Source organism: Polaribacter sp. OB-PA-B3 (genome assembly GCF_054589375.1).
In genome coordinates this window covers 1-2,370 of sequence record NZ_BAAIIX010000014.1, presented here as the reverse complement: position 1 = coordinate 2,370, position 2,370 = coordinate 1, and the positions used below count along the sequence as shown (strand labels likewise).

Genomic DNA, 2,370 nt, shown 5'->3' with positions numbered 1-2,370 from the left:
ATTTTTGTCTACATCTATTTTCCTTCGGAAAATAGCCGTCGACTTAAAACGCAACTTTTAATAACACAAACACGTTGTGCATAATTTAACCAAAACCTCGAAATGCCATTTCCAATTGACGAAAAATACATAAAAGAAACGGAATCTGAACTGAACGTAAAATTCCCAAATGAATTTAAAACCCGAATGATAAAAATAAATGGTGGCGAATTAATTACGGACGAATTTGAATTTGAACTTTACCCTTTTTTTGACAAATCTGACAAGAAAAGAATAAGTCGAACTTGCAATCATATTGGACTTGAAACAAAAAATGCTCGTAAATGGAATGGATTTCCTAAAAGTGGAATCGCAATTGGTGCGGATGGATTTGGGAATCAACTAATCTTAACTCACAACGGAAATGGAAATTTAAGTGATGAACTATATTTCTGGAATCACGAGACAGGACAGGTAGAAAAAATTGCTGAATCGATTAATAAACTTCATATCGACAAAAGCTCATTATGGGACAAAATAAAATCGAAATTTAACGCATAAAACAATAATTCGTGAAAAAAATATTAATCTTGACTTTACTCTCATTTTTCGGTTGTAAAAACGAACCAATCTGTACTGTAAATGAAAATAACGCTGGAAAAGAAATCTATGATTTAGACGAGGCAACTTGTTTCATTGCATTAAAGCTGAATAAGAAAAAATCTAACCTGAATTTGATTCGTGACGCTTTAATTGCGGAAATGAATTATATGGAGAAAACTGGAATGACTTCTGACAATCCAAATCCTGAAAACGAACCTGAATCCAATACCGAATGGGATATAAACCAAATGGTGGAATATGCTCTGAATGAGGAAAAAGTAAAATTATCAAAGGATGAACTACTCGAAATTTATGATACCGAAATTGAGTATTTAATGTTTATTGGAGTCGTAGAAGAATAAAAACTATGCACAACAACGTGTATAATTAATTGCTTTTTAAGTGCTTACTTGCGAAAATTCCTGCGGAATTTTCTCGGGTTCGTAAAAGTTTGCTAAATTAGTTGCTTAACCACGCAACTAACCATACACAAAACCGTTGTAACCAATTTGAGAAAAACCGAGTTCACATATAATCCTGAAGTAATTTTCGAACCTGATTTCAGTTCAGATTCGTTGGAATTTAATGGAATTGGAATCGGACAAAACCTGACTGAATTGCCGACAGAAATGATTTCTGAATTTTACGATAAAGAAGACAAAAACGAGAAAGCGGAAATTAAAAACGGTTGGATTTTGACAAAAAACGGAATACAATACGTGCTGAAAAAAGGAATTGTGAAAATGATTCGTGTTAAGGAAAACGGAATCACAAAACTGAACGGATTTGACAAATCTTACGTGGAAAAATTAATAGGAAAACCGAATAAAATAAGTAATGATTCAATAACTTGGGTTTGGGACAATGTTGTTTATGCAAAAGTTCATCATTACAAAAAAAGAAAAACCAAAATTCACTTCTCAACCGAAAACGGAAAAGTATGTGAATTAGAAATTGAATAAAAAAACTGGTTACAACACCGTATATAAAAAATTGCTGGTGTTGTGCTAAAACAAAGGTCGTTGCACGTTTGCTACGTCTGATTTTCCTTCGGAAAATCCTCGCACTCAAACACGCAACTTTCCATATACAAACACGTTGTAAAAAACTGCTGAATCGCGCCATAAACAAATAAGTTCTTTAAAATTAACTTTTGGTTTTTTATTATTTGTAAAACTAAATTCTGAAAAAAAATGTGAATTTCTAAAATGTGGAACACTCTCTCGCTCGCAAAATTCAACTCGTTGAATTTTGCATATTTTGGAAATTATTAAACGTGGGAATTTACTCAAACTCGGAAAATCAAAACGTGGGAATCTCAGCAAAACGTGTAAATATAAAAACGGAATTTTTTGTCTTTTTTGGAAATTAAAATCTTTCCGAGAATCTTAGCAAAATCTGAAAACTAAAGCTTGAATTTTAGCAACTTACGGAATGAATTTCTTTGCGGAAGTTTCTAAGAAAAAAATGAAAAAAACAAAATGAAAAATTAAAAAAGTAAGAAATGAAATGAAAGAAAATAGCTGAATTTTATCTTTAAACTGGAAAAAAGAAAAAATTTATAATCGGAAATTAAACACGCTTTTTACAACAACGTGTATAAAAAATTGCTATTTTTAGCTTCATTAAAGTTGTTTGCTTTTTTGCAATCTTATATTTTCCTGCGGAAAATAACGATGGCACAAAATCGCAACTTTCCATAACACAAACACGTTGGGTAACATATGAAAGGAAATTTATGAAAAAATTGCTAGCTATATTATTTTTAATTTATTCTTCAGGAATTCT

At 31.2% G+C, this 2,370-nt stretch carries 3 protein-coding genes; all 3 read left to right on the top strand.

Features of this window, described 5'->3' with window-relative positions; genetic code table 11:
- Nucleotides 1-102: 102 nt before the first annotated feature.
- Entirely contained in the window at nucleotides 103-540 is a 438-nt protein-coding gene (locus tag ACYPV9_RS14200; protein ID WP_459744821.1) for an SMI1/KNR4 family protein, read from the top strand.
- 11 nt (nucleotides 541-551) lie between these two features.
- The gene (locus tag ACYPV9_RS14195; RefSeq protein WP_459744819.1) at nucleotides 552-944 is read left to right on the top strand and encodes a hypothetical protein; all 393 of its coding nucleotides are present in this window, start codon (nucleotides 552-554) and stop codon (nucleotides 942-944) included.
- 147 nt (nucleotides 945-1,091) lie between these two features.
- The gene (locus ACYPV9_RS14190; protein WP_459744817.1) at nucleotides 1,092-1,544 is read left to right on the top strand and encodes a hypothetical protein; all 453 of its coding nucleotides are present in this window, start codon (nucleotides 1,092-1,094) and stop codon (nucleotides 1,542-1,544) included.
- The last annotated feature ends 826 nt before the right edge of the window (nucleotides 1,545-2,370 follow it).